Annotated in this window: 13 protein-coding genes; 3 read left to right on the forward strand and 10 right to left on the reverse strand. The window is 72.3% G+C overall.

Going from position 1 to position 16,037, the window contains the following annotated elements; translation table 11 throughout:
• Positions 1–12: 12 nt before the first annotated feature.
• Together ABZ990_RS02770 and ABZ990_RS02775 are read right to left on the reverse strand one after the other, a co-directional pair.
• Positions 13–924, reverse strand: coding sequence for a PPK2 family polyphosphate kinase (locus ABZ990_RS02770; RefSeq protein ID WP_361224454.1), 912 nt, complete (start codon positions 922–924; stop codon positions 13–15).
• A 175-nt stretch (positions 925–1,099) separates the two neighbouring features.
• On the reverse strand, positions 1,100–1,792 hold the full coding sequence (locus ABZ990_RS02775; protein WP_361224457.1) for a TetR family transcriptional regulator: 693 nt from the start codon (positions 1,790–1,792) through the stop codon (positions 1,100–1,102).
• Positions 1,793–1,924: 132 nt separating this feature from the next.
• On the opposite strand from ABZ990_RS02775, the gene ABZ990_RS02780 reads away from it, so the two are divergent.
• Both ABZ990_RS02780 and ABZ990_RS02785 read left to right on the forward strand, forming a co-directional pair.
• Positions 1,925–2,974, forward strand: coding sequence for an SDR family NAD(P)-dependent oxidoreductase (locus ABZ990_RS02780; protein WP_361224166.1), 1,050 nt, complete (start codon positions 1,925–1,927; stop codon positions 2,972–2,974).
• 1,007 nt (positions 2,975–3,981) lie between these two features.
• Positions 3,982–4,407, forward strand: a complete 426-nt coding sequence (locus ABZ990_RS02785; RefSeq protein ID WP_361224169.1) for a hypothetical protein — start codon at positions 3,982–3,984, stop codon at positions 4,405–4,407.
• Between the two features lie 1,009 nt (positions 4,408–5,416).
• Here ABZ990_RS02785 and ABZ990_RS02790 read toward each other — a convergent pair.
• The 4 genes from ABZ990_RS02790 to ABZ990_RS02805 form a co-directional block, all read right to left on the reverse strand.
• Positions 5,417–6,709: an FAD-dependent oxidoreductase gene (locus ABZ990_RS02790; protein ID WP_361224171.1), complete on the reverse strand. Its 1,293-nt coding sequence runs from the start codon at positions 6,707–6,709 to the stop codon at positions 5,417–5,419.
• Complete coding sequence (locus tag ABZ990_RS02795) at positions 6,706–6,900, reverse strand: ferredoxin (RefSeq protein WP_361224460.1); 195 nt, start codon at positions 6,898–6,900, stop codon at positions 6,706–6,708. The genes ABZ990_RS02790 and ABZ990_RS02795 overlap by 4 nt, the downstream gene beginning before the upstream one ends.
• A gap of 2 nt (positions 6,901–6,902) precedes the next feature.
• Complete coding sequence (locus ABZ990_RS02800; protein ID WP_361224174.1) at positions 6,903–7,826, reverse strand: pyridoxamine 5'-phosphate oxidase family protein; 924 nt, start codon at positions 7,824–7,826, stop codon at positions 6,903–6,905.
• A 415-nt stretch (positions 7,827–8,241) separates the two neighbouring features.
• Positions 8,242–8,706, reverse strand: coding sequence for a VOC family protein (locus tag ABZ990_RS02805; protein ID WP_361224177.1), 465 nt, complete (start codon positions 8,704–8,706; stop codon positions 8,242–8,244).
• Between the two features lie 174 nt (positions 8,707–8,880).
• Here ABZ990_RS02805 and ABZ990_RS02810 point away from each other — a divergent pair, with 174 nt between their 5' ends.
• Positions 8,881–9,465 carry a CGNR zinc finger domain-containing protein gene (locus ABZ990_RS02810; protein WP_361224180.1) on the forward strand — a complete coding sequence of 195 codons (585 nt, stop codon included), beginning with the start codon at positions 8,881–8,883 and terminating at the stop codon, positions 9,463–9,465.
• A 298-nt stretch (positions 9,466–9,763) separates the two neighbouring features.
• Here ABZ990_RS02810 and ABZ990_RS02815 read toward each other — a convergent pair whose 3' ends face one another.
• From ABZ990_RS02815 to ABZ990_RS02830, 4 genes are all read right to left on the reverse strand, one after another.
• Entirely contained in the window at positions 9,764–11,512 is a 1,749-nt protein-coding gene (locus tag ABZ990_RS02815) for an AMP-binding protein (protein ID WP_361224183.1), read from the reverse strand.
• The gene (locus tag ABZ990_RS02820) at positions 11,509–13,599 is read right to left on the reverse strand and encodes an FAD/NAD(P)-binding protein (RefSeq protein WP_361224186.1); all 2,091 of its coding nucleotides are present in this window, start codon (positions 13,597–13,599) and stop codon (positions 11,509–11,511) included. Before ABZ990_RS02820 ends, ABZ990_RS02815 begins: the two co-directional genes overlap by 4 nt.
• 471 nt (positions 13,600–14,070) lie before the next feature.
• Entirely contained in the window at positions 14,071–15,468 is a 1,398-nt protein-coding gene (locus ABZ990_RS02825; RefSeq protein ID WP_361224189.1) for a methylaspartate mutase, read from the reverse strand.
• Entirely contained in the window at positions 15,465–15,938 is a 474-nt protein-coding gene (locus ABZ990_RS02830; RefSeq protein ID WP_361224192.1) for a cobalamin-dependent protein, read from the reverse strand. The genes ABZ990_RS02825 and ABZ990_RS02830 overlap by 4 nt, the downstream gene beginning before the upstream one ends.
• Positions 15,939–16,037: the final 99 nt, after the last annotated feature.

A 16,037-nucleotide genomic window follows, 5' to 3' on the forward strand; every position in this document is an offset into this window, starting at 1 on the left:
GAAATTAGCTGATTATGAGGTGAGCAGACGTCTGCGGCACTCCGCGACGTCGAAGTCCCCCCTCGGATACTGCGGATCCAACTCCTCCAGATGCTCCAGAAGCAGGGAGCTGATCGCCCAGTTGCGGTACCACTTGTGGTCGGCCGGGACCAGGTACCAGGGCGTACGGTCGGTCGCGCACCGCTCCAGGGCGATCTCGTACGCCTCCTGGAACGCGGGCCACAGAGCGCGGTCGTCGATGTCGCCGGGGCTGAACTTCCAGTGCTTGTCGGGATTGTCCAGCCGTTCGAGCAGCCGGGCCCGCTGCTCCTCGTAGGACAGGTGCAGGAAGACCTTGACGACGGTCACGCCCTCGTCGTCGAGCGCCTGCTCGAAACGGGCGATCTGGCCGTAGCGGTTCTCGATCACGGGAGGCGTCGCGAGCGCGCGGACGCGGGCGACGAGCACGTCCTCGTAATGCGAACGGTCGAAGACCCCGATCTCGCCGGGCCGGGGGACGGCGCGGGCGACCCGCCAGAGGAAGGGGTGGGCACTCTCCTCGTCCGTCGGGGCCTTGAAAGCGTGGATACGGCAGCCGTTCGGGTCGAGCAGACCGGCGACGTGCTTGACCGTGCCGCCCTTGCCACTGGTGTCCATGCCCTGGAGGACGAGCAGGATCCGGCGCCGGTCGCCCGCCGTGCTCGCCGCGAACAGGCGCTCCTGGAGTCCGGCCAGCCGGGGCGCGAGCGCTTTGGTGGCGGCGAGACCGGCGGCCTTGGTGGAGGGGGTCCAGTCGGCGGTGGGGTGGCCGGGGGCAGAGGAGTCGGGGGTGGCGGGGGTGCGGGAGATGGGGGTGCGGGAGCCGGGGGTGCGGGGGGTGCGGGAGACGCCGGTGGTGTCGTACGCGGAGAGGTCGACGCGCTCGCCCACGGGCAGCCTCAGCAGCTCCCGTACCGACTGCCCGCCGTCCGCGCCGGGCCCGCGCTCCCCCTGTTCCCCGCGCGCCCGCTGCCCCTTTCCCTTCCCCTCGCCCTTCCCCTTTCCTTGCCGCTCGCCCTTCTCTTTCCGCGTGTTCTTCGCCCGCTCGGGTTTTCCCCGCTCGTCTTTCTTCGGCACCGCGTCACCCCTTCCCGGCCGCCCGCCCGGCTGCCTCCTCCTGATCCTGCGCGTCCAGCGCCGGGGCCACCACCGCGAACGCGCGATCGAGCAGGTCCAGCGGGTCGAGGGCGGCGTCGCTGTCGCTCCACCGCTCCAGCGCCGTGTGGAAGGCGACCAGCGCGGTGCCGGCCGCGAGTGTCGGATAGAGGTCGGATGTCGGGGCGGGCGTCAGCGGTTCGGTTGCCGGTTCCGTTGCCGGTTCCGTCGTCCGGCGGGCCCGGGCCTGGCGGGCGGTCAGCTCCTCTGCCAGTGCTTCGCGCCAGGCCGCCTGACGTTCCAGGAAACGGGCGAGCAGCGCGGGCGTACGCAGGATCAACTGGACCACGCGCAGCGCGCGGGCCGCGTGGTCCGGATGGCGGTCGGTGCAGGCGGCCAGCGGTACGGCGACCGCGTGCCGCAGCGCGACGGACGGTGCCTCGTCGGTGGGGCGGGCGGCGAGAGCGGCGCGGATGTCGGCGCCCATCCCGGACAGGAACTGGACGACCACGTCCTCCTTGGACGCGAAGTAGCGGAAGAACGTCCGCTTCGATACCCCGGCCGCCGCCGCGATCTCGTCCACGGTCACCGCGTCGAACCCCTTCAGCGCCAGCAGCTGAAGCGCCGCCTCGGTCAGCTCGCCGGCTACCAGCAGGCGCTTGCGCTCGGCCAGGCTCATGGGGGCGGATGAGGTGGGGGCGGGGGAGGAGTGCGAGTCCGTGCCGGGGGGAGTCATGGGCCGATCCTAGACCGTCGATGACACCGAGCGTAAAAGTTGACACCGAGTGACATGCGCGGCAGCGTGTGTCGCATGGGCATATCTCAGAACGTCTCCGCCGCCGGCGTGACGACTTCCCTCGACATCCCCGACCTCACCGGACGCCATTTCGTCGTCACGGGTGCCAACAGCGGGCTCGGACTCGCCACCACCCGGGTTCTCGCCGGGCACGGCGCCCATGTGGTGCTCGCCGTTCGAGACGAGGCGAAGGGGCGGGCCGCCGTCCGCGCCCTTACGGCTGAGGGCAAGGGCGGGGGCAGGGGCAGGGGCGGGGGTGGGGGCGATGGCAGGGGCCGGGGAGTGGCGGACCGGCTCGACGTACGGCGGCTCGATCTGGCGGATCTCGACTCGGTACGGGAGTTCGCGGCGGCCCTGCGCGCCGACTACCCGAAGCTCGATGTGCTGATCGACAACGCCGGGGTGATGGCACCCCCGTACACCCGCAGCGCGCAGGGCCACGAGCTGCAGTTCGCCGTGAACCACCTCGGCCACTTCGCGCTCACCGGGCTGTTGCTCGACCGGCTCGCGGCGGGGCGCGAGCCCCGGGTGGTGACGGTCAGTTCGGTGCAGCACCGCAAGGGTCGCATCCACTTCGAGGCGCTGGAGGCTGGGGCGGGCGGGGTGGATGGGGTGGATGGGGTGGATGGGGAACGCGGGGCGGGTCGCTACTCGCCGATGGGCTGGTACAACCAGTCGAAGCTCGCCAACGCTGTCTTCGGCCATGAACTCCACCGTCGTCTGACCGCCGCCGGCAGCCTGGTGCGCAGTCTGCTCGCGCACCCCGGATACGCCTCCACCCACCTCCAAGCCGACACCCCGGTCGCCCTCGTGCGCCTGGTCTTCGGCCGGCTCCTCCGTCCGTTGTTCGCCCAGTCGCCCGAGGCCGGCGCCTTGCCGCAGCTGTACGCGGCGACCGCGCCGGACGTCGAGAGCGGCGCGTTCTTCGGCCCGGACGGCCCGGGCGAACTGCGCGGCGCCCCGAAACGGGTCGCCCTGGCCCCGGCGGCGACGGACGCGGAAATGGGCCGCCGGCTGTGGGAGCTGTCGGAGCGGCTGACGGGGGTTCGGTACGAGTTCGGGTGAGGGCGGGGGTGGGGCAGGGGTACGGGAGTGGGGGATGGGGCGGCGCGCAGGGGGTGGGCGGGAAGAGCAGGTCCTATGGGTGGGCGTGTGCGGTGGGTTCGGGCGGTGGCCCGCCCTCTTTCCGAGTGTGGCCCCCTTCGCCGGGCCCTCAAGGGCGCTCCCTTCGGTCGCGTCGCTTGCGCGATGGGCTGCGCCCACCCTTGACCGCCCGGCTGCGGGGGCCTTTTCACACTCGGAGGGCGGGCCGGGGGGAAGGGTCCACGCGGCAGCTTCTTTTGTGCGGGCCGTCGTGGGCGGGTGCGGGGCCGGGGGTGGTGGGGTTCGGGTATCGCTTCGGTCGGCTTGATGGCCGTCCGCCGGTGGGGTGGGGCTCGGCTTGTGGTCGGGGTGGGTGGGGCGGTGTCCGTCGGTTCGGGGTGCGCGGTCGTGGAGTGGGGCGGCCCGGGCCGTCTCGGCGGATGACCACCGTCGGTTGGTCGGGATTCATGCCCCGCTGGTCACCCTTGGAGGGTGGGACGGGGGAAACCCCGCTCGCGCGGAGGGAAGGGGCCCTGGAATCGCCTCTGGAGTCACACGAGTTCACACCCGACCCACCTTGGGTGCGGAGTAGCGCATTCCATCCCGCCCGGGTGGGTAAGTGTGCTCACGAGCCTGCGGCGGTGCCTCTGTTGTCACAGGGGTTCACTTCTGCCCCATGGCTGGGGCGGAGTAATGCATTCCGTTTTGGCGGGCGGTGAGTAGACGCAGAGCCAGGAAACGGTGGACTCACAGCCAACGACACCCCCCGGGCTGCGGGGCATTCTGAGGGCGGTTCACCTCGGGAAATGCGGATGCCGGTGGAAATCGACCGGCAGGGCATGAGGTGTCCCAGCAATGCACCCCGAACACGGAGATTCCACGTGAAGCGTCTTATGAGCGCCGTTCTCTCCACCGCTGTGCTGAGCACCGGTGTCATAGCAGCCTCCGCCGCACCCGCTTCGGCAGGCATCCGGTGCTCTGAAGAGCGGATGTACACGATCGGCGACAAGAAGACCGTCTGGAAGCCCACCAATATCCACAGCGACTGGGCCAAGCCGGGCGTGCGCATCAGCTACTCGAAGAACAAGACCGGCACCTGGACGGCCACGGGAACCGCGACCGTCGGCGCCGAGGCCGGCGTGATCTTCGGCAAGGTGTCGAGCTCGTTCAGTGTCTCCGTCGGGAAGTCCTGGTCGAAGTCGGACACGTGGACGTACGCGGCCACGGTCGCGAAGAAGCCGGGTAAGACCAAGGGGCGCCTGATGATGTACCACGAGGCGAAGGGCTTCAGCGTCACCCGCTACCACTGGGCGCCGACCTCCTCCGGCTGCAAGAAGGTCAAGGACTGGAAGAAGTCGGGCAACATCGCTCCGGTCAAGCGGAGCAACAACCTGTGGGGCGTCCAGTACTCGTAGCCGCCACGGCGTCAGGCCCGGAACCTTTGGGGAGGTTCCGGGCCTGATGTATGAGCCCATCCCGGTCCCCGATAGGGCAGGTGTGCGGCCCGTTGGGCGGGGAAGTGCGCTCACGAGGACCCGGGGCTGCCTCTGGCGTCACACCAGTTCACATCCGCCTCACGGCGGGTGCGGAGTAGTGCCTTCCGCCCCGGGCTGTGTGAGTAAGTGCGCTCGCGAGCGCTCCGGGGCGCCTCTGTCGTCACAGGAGTTCACTCCTGCCCCATTTTCGGCGGGGATTTCGACTTACGTCGTGCCTTGGTAAAGTAAGCAAAATTCGGAGCCTGGCGATGTGAAGCCGCAGGTCAGCTCCTGTGCTCCCCGCGTACGCGGGGGTGGTCCCCGCCAGTCCATTACCGTCCCCTTCGCTGCGTGGTGCTCCCCGCGTACGCGGGGGTGGTCCCTCACCTGACAAACGGTCAAGATCACTTGTCAGGTGCTCCCCGCGTACGCGGGGGTGATGTTCATGCGGGTGCTTGCCGGTTCTTCAGTGCCACCGGGCCGTGACCAGCGGGGCATGAATCCCAGCCCACCGACGGCCGTCATCCGCCGAGACGGCCCGGGCCGCCCCACTCCACGACCGCGCACCCCGGGTCGGCGGGCGCGATCCCACCGGCCCGGGCCGCAAACCGAGCCCCACCCCACCGGCGCGCGGACATCAAACCGACCGGAGCGATACCCGGACCCCTCCCCACTCTCCCCGGCCCGCCACCCGCCCACGGCGGCCGACGGACAAGACCGCCCCCGCGTGGACCTTTCCCCTGGGCCGCCCTCCGAGAGTGTCTTTCGCGCCTGGAAGCGCCGGGTCAAGGGCGGAGCGCAGCGGAGTCGCGCAAGCGACGCGACCGAAGGGAGCGCCCTTGACGCGGCGCTGGAAGGCGCGACTCTCGGAAGGAGGGCGGACACCACGTCACACCCACTCGCACCTCGCGCTCAGACACGTACGCCCCGCCCACCCCCCCCTGCCGCCTCACACCAAAGCCAAAACCCCGCCGCCAATATCCTCCGCCAACTGCGCCTGATAAGCCGTAATACGAGCCGCCCTGTTCGCCGTCAGCGCGCCGATCAGTCGGCCCCGGCGGTAGTACGCGACATCGAGACGGCGGCGCTCCGGGTCGAGTTCCCGTACCTCCGTACGGTCGGCCTGGCGGGTCAGGCCCACCGCGCGCAGGCGGACGCCGTACTGCGTCGACCAGAACGAGGCGACCGGGCGGTAGGCGACCGGGTCCTGAGAATGGAGCAGGTTGTGGGCCGCCGCGCGGGCCTGTTCGGCGGCGTTGCTCCAGTGGCCGAGGTTGACGAGGTCGTCGGCGTGCGGGTGGGGGAAGCGGGTGACGTCCCCGGCCGCCGTGATCCGGGGCTGCGGCCGGCCCGCGCCGTCCAGGACCCGGGCGTACTCGTCGGTGACCAGACCTTGGTCGATCCGGAGGCCCGAACCGGTCAGCCAGTCGGTTCGCGGCACCGCGCCGAGGGCCAGCAGGACCGTGTCGGCGGGCAGAGTGCGGGTGCCGTCCGGGCCGTTGACGGTGACATGGGTCGGACGGTCGGTGCCCGCGACGGCGGTGACGGTGTGGTGGGTGAGGATCTCCACGCCCGCGTCCCGATGCAACGCGGTCAGGAAGGCTGCGGCCTCGGGGCCGATCGCCGCCTGCAGCGGCAGCGGTTCGGGAGTGACGAGGGTGACGGTGTGGCCGAGTTCCCGGGCCACGGAGGCGATCTCGCAGCCGATGAATCCGCCGCCCGCGATCAGCAGGTGCCGAGGGGTGGCGGGATCGAGGTCGGCCTTGAGCGCGTGCGCGTCGTCCAGGGTGCGCAGGGTGTGCACGCCCGTGGTCGGTAGCGGCCCCGGCCAGGCGCGCGGAGTGGCGCCCGTGGCGATGATCAGACCGTCGTACGGATGAGTGGTCCCGTCGTCGAGGTGGACGAGACGGGCGGCGGTGTCCAGGTGGACGGCGCGGCGCCCGTAGTGCTCGTCCAGGCCGAGTGGGGCGGTGTCCTCCAGCGCCAGAGCGGCCGGAGTGATCTTGCCCTGGAGGAGTTCCTTGGACAGCGGCGGCCGGTCGTACGGCGGGTGGTTCTCGGCGCCGATGAGCGTGAGGGGCCCCTGGTGGCCGGCCTCGCGCAGCGCCTGCGCGGCGCGCAGACCCGCCAGGGAGGCGCCGACGACGACGATCCGCTCAGGACGTTCCCCGGCCCCGGCCCCGGCCCCGGCCCCCGGCCGGCCCGCCCCGCCGCCGGAGCTTGCCGGGGTGGGCGCGGTCACGGCGTCGCCTCGACGAGGATGGCGCGGACGGGGCAGACGGCGGCGGCCTTGACGGCCTTGTCGTGCAGGGCGTCGTCGGGGCTGGCGTCGTACACCAGGTAGTCGTCGTCGTCGAAGGAGAAGATCTCGGGGGCGGCGAAGACGCACTGGCCGTGGCTCTCGCACAGGTTCATGTCGACAGTGATCTTCACGCTCATGCTGCTGCTCCTTGGACGGGCTGGGGGGCGGGCGGGTTGAAACGGGAGTACTGCGGGGCGCTCCAGCGCAGCGGGGAGGCGTGGTCCCGCTGCACGACGCGCTCGATGGTGAACTCGACGACGCGCTGCGCGCCGGGGAGATCGGCCGTGTGATCGGGGTTCCAGTCGACGGTGGCGGTACCGGTGAGCTGGAGGAGGGTGCCGGTGCTCCAGTCGGGGAGCAGGAGGCCGGCGCGGGGATTCATTTCGATGTTGCCCAAGGTGCCGAACATGGCGTTGCCGACGTAGTCGGGCCAGCGCAGCCGGGTGGGCGTGAGCGCCTGGAGGAAGCCGGGGTTGCCGCCGCGGTGGGACGCGTCGGCGTTGCCGTCGGCGTCGGCGGTGGCGACGAAGAACGTATCCGTGCCCGCGATGAACTCCAGCTGCGAAGCGTCGAGTTCACGGCCGTGGCGCGGTGCCTCGGGGCGGTCCGTCTCGTACGCCGGCTCACGCTTTTGAATGTACTTGGGGCAGTTGGCGTAGATCTGGTCGAGCGCGATGTCCAGGCCGCCGTCGGGAGTGGGTCGCGAGCGGCCGTTCATCCGCATCCGGCGCCGGGTGGCGGGCTCGATGGCGATCATGCCGAGGTGGGCGGGCGCGGCAAGCGTCTCGTGGAGCGGGTCACCGGCCTCGGGGGTGGCGGTGACCGCCAGGCCGGCGGGGCCGGTGGCGGTGACGAAGCCGGGTTCCCCGGTGAGCAGGGAGGCCCAGACGTCGCCATGGGCGTCCGTGGCGCCGATGACGAGCATGGGCTGTTCGGCGAGGAACCCCCGGGCGATGTCCGGGATTTCGCTCTTGATGGCTGCGGAGGAGAAGTCGGCGTGGTCGAGCAGGCCGGCGCGCTCCTGCACGGTGCGTTCTCCCGGGTGGTAGACGCCCATGTCCGGCTCCTTTCCGGTCGGTGCTGATCCGCGGGGGCGCGCGAGGCGCCGGAGGTGCGGAGAGTGCGGAGGTACGAGTGACAGGTGGTGCGTACGAGCGGGTGGTGCGTACGAGCCGGTGGTGCGTACGAGCGGGTGGTGCGTACGAGCCGGTGGTGCGTACGAGCCGGTGACGCGTACGAACGGTGGTGCGTACGAGCGGGGGCCGGGGCGGCGGGGGTGGCGTGCCGCCTCGGTGCCGCGGTGATGCCGTGGTGGTGCCGTGGTGGTGCGGTGATGCCAGTGGTACGAGGTGGTGCGGTGGTACGAGGTGGCGCCGTGGTGGCGCCGTGGTGGATCCGGCCGGGCGGGGCGGTTCGGGCCCGGGGGGCGGGCTGACCAGGGGTGGCAGCCCGCCTGATCCGGCTGCTCCGGTTTAGAAGAAGCCGCAGGTGGGGGCGGCACCGGTCGGCGCGGGAGCGGTCTCGGCGCCGGACGGGGCGTAGATCTCCAGGCGGATGCCGTCGGGGTCGGTGAAGAAGATGCCGCCGGAGCCGGCGCCCTCGCCGTGGGAGACGACGCCGTCGTGGGCGAAGTTGGCGCCCAGCTCGCGCAGGACACCCTCGGCGATCTTGACGTCCTCGATGGTGTCGACCTGGAAGGACAGGTGGTGCAGGCCGGCCGCGCCGGTGGAGAAGGCGGCGTCGCTCTGCTGCCACAGGGTCAGCACCAGCTTGCCGTCACGGGCGAGGAACGCCCAGCGCTGCGAGTCGTCCTTGCCCTCGGCCAGGATCTCGAAGCCGAAGACCCGGATGTAGAAGGGCAGCGACTTCTCGATGTCGGTGACATTGAGGCCGACGTGGCCGGTCTGCAGGGACTTGGAGGCGAGGGACTGCGACATGGAAGTGCCTTCCTAGAAGAGGTGGGGGCCGGGCTTTTCGGGTTTCCCCGTCCGGCCCAACCGGTGAAAAGAACGTTACTGGTTGACTCGCTCACGGTCAACCGGTGAAACTGGGTTTGCTGGTTGAATCTGGCCATGTGGTCGCATGGACCACGACACGAAAGGGGCTCCCCGATGAGCACAGACCCGCAGCCGACCCCCGGCGCCGACCCACGGCCCCTGACCACCGAGCCGCTGCCGCTGGACCTGGTCAACACCGTCTGGATCGACGGGGGTGTGCGCCATGACCTGCTGCAATACCCCGGAGGGGTATCTATCTGGCTGGCGGCCACCGGGTTCGGCGACACCGTCCCCGACACCCCGGAGACCCTTGAGGCCCTCCTGGTCACCCGCGCCGCGATCGACGCGCTCCTCGACGAGCACAGTGATCACGAGCAGGCGGTCAACGGCCTGAATGAGACCCTCCGACACGGCCGTATCCGGCGCCTGCTGGCCCCGGAAGGGCCCCAGAGCGTCGTCGACACCGACTCTCCGGCCTGGTTGGCGGCCTGGAGCGCCGCCGAGGCGTACCTGCGGCTGCTGGAGGAGAACCCCGACCGCATCCGAAAATGCGCCAACCCCGACTGTGTCCTGCACTTCTACGACATCTCCAAGAACGGCGGCCGCCGCTGGTGCTCCATGGCCGGCTGCGGCAACCGCGCCAAGACCCAGCGCCACTACACCCGGCACCGCAAGAACACCGCCCCCACGAACCCGTAGCGCCGGCGCACCCGTCCCGTAGGGCGGGGCACATGGCTCCGCGCGGCTCCTTACGGCTCCGCGCGGTGACGGACACAGCGGCGGTGGTCACCGGCTCCCAGAGCAGCCGGCGGCCACCGCCGCTGTCGCGTTCCCGTGCCTGTCCCGGGCCTGTCCCGTGCCCGCCCCGCCCGCCTCGCCCCTGCCCCCTTGCACCCGACCCCCCTGCGGGCGGTGCGCCGCAGAGGGGCCGGGTGCAAGGGAGAGGGGTCGGGTGCAAGGGGGAGGGACCGTGGCGAGTGTCGAGTGGGGGACGGGCTCAGTCGCCCAGGGCGTACTCGCTGCCGGCTTCCCGCTCCCGCAGCGCCGCCCGGCGGACCTTGCCGGAGGCCGTACGCGGCAGCGGACCGGTGAACTCCACCACCCGCACCTGCTTCTCCGGCGGCAGATCTCGCACGACCGCCTTGAACAGCACGCGCGCGGTGTGCGCGTCGGGCTCCCAGCCGTCGGCCGGCACCACGTACGCCTTGGCCTTCCACAGCCCCACCGGATCCGGTACGGGCACGACCGCCGCGTCGGCGACCTGCGGCTGTGCGAGCAGCACCTGCTCCAGTTCGAGCGGGGAGATGCGGTGGTCGAACGACTTGAACATGTCGTCCGCCCGGCTCAGATAGCTCAGATGCCCCTGCTCGTCGCCCAGCACGAGATCACCCGTGTGGTAGAGGCCCGAGGCGAAGGCGCGGGCGGTGCGCTCGGCGTCGCCGGTGTACCCGTTCATCAGGCCGGCCGGGCGGTCCGTCAGATCGACGCACAGCTCTCCCGGGCTGCCGGCGGGCACCGGCTCGTGGGTCTCGGGATCCACCAGGACCAGCCGGTAGCCGGGCAGCGCCCGGCCGATCCGCCCGGCCACCGCCCGCTGGCCGGGCGTGGTGCCCGCCTGCGCGGTGGTCTCGGTCTGCCCGAACCCGTCGCGCAGCTCGATGCCCCACGCCGCGCGCACGGCCTCGATCAGCGGCTCCTCCAGCGGCTCGCCGGCCGAGGCCGCCTCCCGCAGCCGAGGCGGACGCGGCCCCAGCCCTTCGGCCACCAGCGCGCGCCACACCGTCGGCGGAGCGCAGAAGGTGGTGGCCCCGCGGGAGGTGAGGACGTCCAGGACGCGGCGCGGGGCGGCGTCCTCGGCGGGCAGGGCCAGGACGGTGGCCTCCGCGTTGAACGGGACGAAGAAGCTGCTCCAGGCGTGCTTGGCCCAGCCCGGCAGGGAGATGTTCAGATGGAGGTCGCCGGGTACGACGCCGTTCCAGTACATGCCGCTGAGGTGACCCACGGGGTAACTGGTGTGGGTGTGCTCGACCATCTTCGGCGCGGACGTGGTGCCGGAGGTGAAGTAGCGGAAGAGCACGTCGTCGGCCTTCGTGGGGGCGTCGGGCGTGAAGCCCCCGGTGAAGGCGCGGGAGTCGGCGTAGTCGGTCCAGCCGGGCACCGGGGCGCCGACGCTGATCCGGTTGACGGTGCCGGCCGCCGGGAACCGGTCGGTGACGGCCGCCTCGGCGACGACGTGGCGGACCTCGCCGCGCGCCATCCGGTCGGCCAGCTCGGCCGGAGTGGCCGTGGTGTACGTGGGGATGACGACGGCGCCGAGCTTGATCGCGGCCAGCGTCGTCTCCCACACCGCGGCCCGGTTGGCGAGCGCGAGCAGGACCGCGTCACCGCGGCGTACGCCCAGGGCGGCCAGCCAGCCGGCCACCTGGGAGCTGCGGGCGGCGAGTTCCCGGTACGTGACGACCTGGTCGCTGCCGGGGCCGGCCGGGCCGACCAGGCGCAAGGCCGGGCGGCCGGCGGTCTCCGGGTGGCGGGCGATCTCGTCGAACCAGTCCAGCGCCCAGTTGAAGTGGGTGAACTCCGGCCAGGAGAAGGCCTCGTGGGCCGCTTCGAGGTCCTCGCGGTGGGCCAGGAGCGTGTCCCGGGCGGCACGGAACACCTCGTACGGAGCCGGAGCCGGAGCCGGAGTCGTTTCGGACGCGGACACGGCGGTCGTTACGGACGCGGGGGTGGCGGCGGGGAGGGTCACGAGGTGCTCCGGGCGGTGCCGGCGGCGGCGAGCGGACGGTCGGCGGCGGCGGTGTCACCGGCTTCGCTGTCCGTACGGACACCGGCGGTGGCGGTGGTGGCGGCGGCGGTGGTGTCGGTGGAGGTCAGGAGGGCCTCGGCGATCGTGTCGGCGTCCCGGTAGAACAGGGTCTGGCCGGTGCCCGGGCGGCTGGAGCCGACCTGGGTGAACCAGCGGGTGTGCTCGGTGGGGATGCCCAGCGCGAACAGACCGTGGTGCGGCCGGCCCTCGGCGTCCAGGACCCGGAACGGTGCCGGGGTGACGTCGAGACCACCGGTGGCGTGCACGCCGTCGGGACCCTGGATGGTGAAGGTGCGCACCAGGCGGTCGGCGAGCAGCCGGCGCACCAGCGGCGAGGTGTCGCGTGCCAGGTCCGGGGTGGGGATACGGGCGTCGATCAGCGCGGTGGCCTCGGCGAAGGATCCGGGGACCTGCTCGGAGGCGACGGTGAAGGTGCCGGTCGTCTCGTCGGTGGCGAAGCGGGTGTGGGGGCCGGCGACGTCGACGACGCCCTGGTCGATCAGCGCGTACAGCTGCTCCACGCGCTCCAGCGGCGGGCCGGCCGACAGCAGGGCGTTCATCGGCAGGTAGTCGCGCTCGAAGTGCTCCGCGTGGGACGCGGGCAGCAGACCGCCGAAGTCGACGGCGTCGCGGACGACGTTGCGGATGTCGCGCAGGACGTCGAGCGCGGCCTTGAGCGGGCCGTCGGCGTTGCCGAGGCGGGCCTGGTCGAGGTCGTCGCGCATGACCGTCAGGAGGTGGGTGCGGAAGGCGTCCGTACCGTCGAACCGCATGTCCGCGAACGGCCGGGCCAGCGCCTTCAGATCGATCGGCGGGAGATCGGCGAGGCCCGCCGAGGCCAGCAGCGCGGCCGGGTCCTGGCCGCGGTGGAGGTGGTCGGCCAGATCACGGGCGAAACGATCCGCCGAGCCCGTCCCCACGCCCGAGCCCGTCTCCGTACCCGCACCCACGCCCGTCCCCACGCCCGCCTGGGCGCGGTGCGCGGTGGTGTAGTAGACGTATGCGATCTCGTCGAGCAGCAGCGGCAGCACGTCCGCGCCGAAGTCGAGCTGGGCGCTGCCGGTCCGCGCGACCCGCGCCGCCCGGGTGGCGGTGAGCGCCGCGCGGGTCAGGAACATCGGCTTGTGGCTGTGGGTGGCGGACTTCTGGTTGCGGCCTCGGGCGGGGATGGGCAGACCGCTGCGCGAACCGGCGACGATCCGCGGCTCGCGGCCCGAGGGGATGTAGGTGTACGTGCCGTCCGCGGCGGCCTTGAACTCGCCGCCCCGGCCCACCGTCAGAGAGAGCATCACGTCGTAGAAGGACAGACCGAGCCCGCGGATCGCGACGGTGGAGCCGGCCGGGATGGTGGCCTCGTCCAGCGGCATGTCGGCCGCCGAGTCACCGCGCAGGTAGTGCACCGGGTGACGGCCGGCGAAGGACTCCATGGCGGCGTCGAAGGGGTCGGCCTCGTTGCGCGGGTGGCCGGTGGCCAGGACGACCCGGTCGCAGGTCAGCCGGCGCGGCTCGGCGTCCAGCGTGAGCCGGTAGGTGCCGTCCGGCCGGGGCTCCACGGCGGTGACACCGGCCCGGTGCGCGTCGAGGGTGGCGTGCGGCGGCAGCGCGCGGACGACGGAACGGTAGACGTCGGCGAGGTAGCGGCCGTACTCGGCGCGCGTGGCGTAGTCGTTGGGGCCGGCCGGCTCCGCGCCCGCCGGGGTCTGGGCGACCAGCCACTCGTGCAGCGACGGGCCGGCGCCGGGCCGGGCCGGGCCCTGGTCGCCGTCGCCCGAGTACATGGTGATCTGGCTGGCGACGGTGTTCATCGTGAACCACGGATCCTGGTCCGTACGCCACACGCGGCCCGCGCCGATCTCGGTGTTGTCGACGAGGTGGACGACGACCGGCCGGGGCGCGGGGCCGCCCTGCGAGGTGGCCTGGTCGTACTCGTCCGTCAGCCGGCAGACGAGGCGCTCCAGGACCGACAGGCCACGCGGGCCGCTGCCGATCACGGCGAGGTGCAGAGGGCGGTTGAGGCTGGTGAGCATGCGAATCCCCTAGATGGATCAGACAGCGGGCGGGCGGACGAGTGGCCGGCGGCGGGCCGAAGACAGGACGAGCGGAGACGAGCCGAGACGAGCCGGGACGAGCCGGGGCGGCGCGACGAGACACGGGGCGAGACGACGCGGGGCCAGGCGGCGCGGGGCCAGGAACGGGACGGCGGGACAGCGGGACGGACGGAGACCCCGAAGGTCGGAAGAAGCGACGAGCCGGGACGGGGGTACGAAGTGGGGGTGCGGGGCCCGGCGACGCCGGAGCGGCCAGCCCCCGTACCCCGGCGGACGGGGGAGTCCGCAGGTGGGGGGAGTGGGGGAAGTCCGCGGGCGGGGCTGCCGGGCGGTGCGGGGGTGGTACGCCGACGGGCCGTGCGGTGGGGGGTTCGCGGGGTGGTGCCTGTCGTGCGGTGCGGTGCGGTGCGGTCGGAGTGCGGTGCGGCGCGGGAGAGCGAGGTACCGGACTCAGCGGCCCGAGAGGGCGGCGGGACCCGCGGCCGTCAGCGCGGCGCGGTCGTAGTGCTCCTGCACATGGCCGAGCATCCGGAGCAGGTCCTCGGCGCGCAGCCCGGTCTCGGCGCCGAGCGGGGCGGTGGTCACGGGCATGGACCCGGCCCGGAGCCACTGCAAGCTGCCTCGGGCGTCGATGAAGCTGCGGGCGCGCTGGGCGTTGTCGGCGTGCAGGCAGTACGGGACGTCGAGGATGCCTCGGCTGAACGCGAGGACCAGCGCCCGGTCGATGTCCGGGTGGAGATCGAGCACGGCCTCCACGAGCGTGCGGGCCTCGGCCAGCACCCCGAACTCTCCCTCGGTCGCGCCCGTCCCGATGCCCAGCCCCAGCCCCGCCCCGATGCCGTTGACGGTGGCCTCGCGGGCCTCGCGGGCCTCGCGAGCGGCGCGGGCGGCCTCCTCCAGAGCGGTGATGTTGTCCTCGATGGTCGGGATGCGGTGGGCCTCGGCCGGAGTCTTGACGATCATCCGCTCCGTGCCGGTGATCGCCGCCAGCCGGGCGGAGTCGCGCAGCAGTTCCAGCGCGCCGCCGACGGTACGGGGGAAGACCCCCATGTAGCTGTAGAGGACGACGTGCCAGTCGATGCCGTCGAGGTGCTCGGCCGCGAGGGTCCGCAGCGCGTGCAGGGCCTCGACGTCCTGGGCGCGGTGGGTCTGCTGGGCGTAGCTCAGCGAGACGCTGGTCAGACCGTGCCGGCGGAAGAAGATGCCTTCCAGGACGGACAGCGCGACCAGCAGACTCGGCGGGCACAACTGGCCGAGCATGCAGCCGCCGAACGACTCCAGATGGGTCCCCGGGCGGGAGGCGAGCAGCTCGCAGCTGCGGGCCCAGGCGTCGACGGACTCCGGGATCGGCGTACGGCTGTAGGGCAGGCAGTACGAGATCGGGCCGCCCTCGGTGGCGTCGAGCCCGGCGTCCAGGAGCGCGGCGATGATGTCGTACGGCTTCGCGGATCCGTGCCGGACCTGCACCGCGAAGTCGCTGCCCTGCTTGACCTGGTCGACCAGTGCCCTGGTGACGTCGGGGCCGTGCGCGACGATCGGATAGCCGTTGAGGTCGGCGCCCGAGGCCAGCGCCGCCCGGGCGGAGTCGTGGTCGCCGACCCGGGTGTAGCTGTCGAGCGTGATGGTGCCCACGACCCGGGCGCGGGCGTTCTTCACCGCGTTCAGGCCGAGCGCCATCTCCGTGGTGGTCGCCATGCCCATGCGCGGCTGGACGACGAGCTCGCCCTCGGCACGCGCCCGGGCCACGGCGCCGGCGAACACACCTAAGGAGCGCGACGCGGACACCGGAGCCGGGGCCGGGGCGCCGGTGGCGGGTGTGGCGACGGGGGAGGGGCCGGGGGCGGTCATCGCGCCGCTCCTTCGAGCGCCGGGGCGGAGGCCGCCAGGTAGCGGCGGAACGGCTCGATGCCCGCGGCGTCCTCGAAGACCGCGTCGAACCCGGCGTCCAGCAGGCCCTCGCTGTGGGACGCCCCGTCCACGCCTCGGATGCCGAGCTTTCCGCCGATGACGACCTTGAGGTCGCTCAGGTCGGGCTCCTGGCGCAGCTTGCGGATCAGCCGGCCGCCGTCGAGCGCGCCGTGGCCGTTGACGCTGGAGATCACCATCATGTCCGGGCGGTGCCGGCGGGCTTCGGCGATCAGCAGGTCGTCGGGGACGCATGAGCCGATGTTGGTGACCTCGTGACCGAGGTCCTCAAGGAGGAGCTGGAGGAAGACCAGGTTCCAGGTGTGGGAGTCGGAGGAGACGCTGGACACCAGGACCCGCCGGCCCGCGGAGGCCGTCGGAGCGCCGCTGTGACTGGACGCGGGCAGAGACATGGGAGTGATCTTTCCGTGGGGCACCGGCCGGTCGAACGACCGGCAGTGAGGGGGAAGGGGAGAGGCGGAGAGGAGGAGCCGGGTGGCGCCGGGAGGAGA

The sequence above is a fragment of the Streptomyces sp. NPDC046203 genome (genome assembly GCF_040646255.1).
In the GTDB taxonomy this organism is placed as follows: Bacteria; Actinomycetota; Actinomycetes; order Streptomycetales; family Streptomycetaceae; genus Streptomyces.